At 70.1% G+C, this 2,571-nt stretch carries 3 protein-coding genes and 1 pseudogene; 2 read left to right on the forward strand and 2 right to left on the reverse strand.

Features of this window, described 5'->3' with window-relative positions; all coding sequences use genetic code 11:
* Positions 1–933 (forward strand): ROK family protein (locus GJ633_RS15705; RefSeq protein ID WP_156589531.1); only part of this gene is annotated, 933 nt, incomplete at its 5' end.
* 55 nt (positions 934–988) lie between these two features.
* On the opposite strand, the gene GJ633_RS15710 is transcribed toward GJ633_RS15705, so the two are convergent.
* Together GJ633_RS15710 and GJ633_RS15715 are read right to left on the reverse strand one after the other, a co-directional pair.
* The gene (locus tag GJ633_RS15710) at positions 989–1,294 is read right to left on the reverse strand and encodes a putative quinol monooxygenase (RefSeq protein WP_156589532.1); all 306 of its coding nucleotides are present in this window, start codon (positions 1,292–1,294) and stop codon (positions 989–991) included.
* A 66-nt stretch (positions 1,295–1,360) separates the two neighbouring features.
* Entirely contained in the window at positions 1,361–1,489 is a 129-nt protein-coding gene (locus tag GJ633_RS15715) for a hypothetical protein (RefSeq protein ID WP_394351173.1), read from the reverse strand.
* Between GJ633_RS15715 and GJ633_RS15720 the strand changes: the two are divergent.
* Positions 1,448–2,571, forward strand: a pseudogene (locus tag GJ633_RS15720) (acetyl/propionyl/methylcrotonyl-CoA carboxylase subunit alpha); the annotation flags it as partial. The gene GJ633_RS15715 and the pseudogene GJ633_RS15720 sit on opposite strands and share 42 nt — an antisense overlap.

Consider the following 2,571-nt stretch of genomic DNA (forward strand, 5'->3'; position numbering starts at 1 on the left):
GTCGTCGGCGACGAGACGGCGACGATCCTCGGGTCGGGGTCGCGAGAAACGCCCCGCGGTCCGAACGGTATCGCGGTGACGGAGGCCGTGCTGGGCGTCGTCCGGGACGCGTGCACAGAGGCGGAAATCGACCCGACCGAGACCGTCGCGGCCGGAATCGGGTCGATCGGCCCGCTCGACCTGGCGGCCGGCGTCGTGCAGGGGCCGGCGAACCTCCCGGACACCGTCGAGCGCATCCCGCTCGTCGGGCCGGTGTCACAGCTGCTCGACACCGAGGAGGTGTACCTCCACAACGACACCAACGCCGGGGTCATCGGCGAGCGGTTCCACGCCGAGCGCAACCCCGACGACATGGTGTACCTCACGATCTCCTCGGGGATCGGCGCTGGCGTCGCCGTCGACGGCAACGTGCTCTCCGGATGGGACGGTAACGCCGGCGAGGTCGGCCACATGACCGTCGATCCCCACGGCTTCATGACCTGCGGCTGCGGGCTCGACGGCCACTGGGAGGGGTACTGTTCGGGCAACAACATCCCCGCGTACGCCCAAGAACTCCACGCGGAGGACCCCATCGAGACGTCCCTGCCGATCGACGACCCTGACTTCTCGGCGATCGACGTGTTCGAGGCCGCCGGCGACGACACCTTCGCCGACCACGTGATCGACCAGATCGCCCACTGGAACTCGATGGGGATCGCCAACGTGATCCACGCGTACGCCCCGATCGTGGTGAGCGTCGGCGGCGCGGTCGCGCTCAACAACCCGGACCGCGTGCTCGACCCCGTCCGCGAGAAGCTCGCCGACATGGTGTTCATCAACGTCCCCGAGATCCGCCTCACCGACCTCGGGGACGAGGTCGTCGTGAAGGGGGCGCTCGCGAGCGCGCTCACGGGCGGGACGGGCGACCGCGCCCGCGTGGAGAACCCGCCGTGAGACCGTCCTCCCTCGACGCCGTGAGACCGTGCTCTCTCCCCCGCACCCGGGGTCTTCAGAGATCGAGTTCCGCCGCCGATTCCACGTCGAACCGCGTTATCTCCGGCTCGCCGGCGAGCAGGTCCGGCAACGCCGCCTCGAACGCCTGGAAGTGGTCGGTCTGCGTGTGCGCCTCGAAGGCCGCCGCGTCCTCGTACTGTTCGAAAAAGCGGATCGTTGACTCGTCTTCCACGTCGACCGCCGCTCGGTAGTCGACCATCCCCTCCTCCTCGTTCGACCGCTCGACCAGCGTCGCCGCGTGGTCGAGCGCCTCGTCGAATCTGTCCGGCTCGATCGGAAAGACCGCGTGTAACACGATCATCGACGCTCGTGGCTACAGAATCGTCACCGAAAAACCCACGCGTCTCGGGGACGGTGCCGGCCCCGCTCAGTCGTCCGCCCGCGCCGCCTCGACGACACGCGTGAACTCGCGGGCGGTCTCGGCGATCGCCTCGTAGTCGCCGCGTGCGGCCGCGTCGTAATCGACCAGCGCGCCGCCGGCGCCGACGCGATCCACCCCGCTACGGCTTCCTCGCCGAGAACGCCGACTTCGCGGCCCGCGTCGAGGCCGCGGACGGGATCACCTGGGTCGGCCCGTCGAGCGACGCGATGGAGCGGCTCGGAGAGAAGACCCACGCCCGCCGGGTGATGGACGAGGCCGACGTACCCATCGTTCCCGGGACGACGGAGCCCGTCACCGACGTCGAGGAGGTGACGGGCTTCGGCGACGAGCACGGTTATCCGGTCGCGATCAAAGCCGAAGGCGGCGGCGGCGGCCGCGGGATGAAGGTCGTCGAGAGCGCCGACGAGGCGGCGGACGCGCTCGAATCCGCCAAGCGCGAGGGAGAGGCGTACTTCTCGAACGACTCCGTCTACCTCGAACGCTACCTGCAGACCCCCCGCCACGTGGAGGTGCAGATCGTCGCCGACGCCGGACCCGACGGCGAAGGCCCCGCCGACGAGAGCGACGTGGTCCACCTCGGCGAGCGCGACTGCTCGCTCCAGCGGCGCCACCAGAAGGTGATAGAGGAGGGCCCCTCGCCCGCGCTCTCGGACGAGCTTCGCGCGCAGATCGGCGAGGCCGCCCGCCGGGGCGTCGCCGCCGCCGACTACACCAACGCCGGCACCGTCGAGTTCCTCGTCGAGGAGGACCCCGACCGCGACCCGGCCGAGCCGCTCGGGCCGGAGACGCCCTTCTACTTCCTCGAGGTCAACACCCGGATCCAGGTCGAACACACCGTCACGGAGGAGCTGACCGGGATCGACATCGTCAAAGAACAGCTCCGGGTCGCCTCGGGAGGGGGGCTCACGGTCGCACAGGACGACGTCGAGCTCGACGGTCACGCGATCGAGTTCCGGATCAACGCCGAGAACGCGGCGGAGGACTTCCAGCCCGCCAACGAGGGGCGGCTGGACACCTACGACCCCCCGGGCGGGGTCGGCGTCCGCGTCGACGACGCGCTCCGACAGGGCGACGAGCTGGTCACCGACTACGACTCCATGATCGCGAAGCTGATCGTCTGGGGCGCCGACCGCGAGGAGTGTCTCGCCCGGTCGAAGCGCGCGCTCGCGGAGTACGAGATCGACGGCGTGGTCACG

Origin of the sequence: Halorubrum sp. CBA1125, assembly GCF_009742825.1 — an archaeon.
GTDB lineage: Archaea > Halobacteriota > Halobacteria > Halobacteriales > Haloferacaceae > Halorubrum.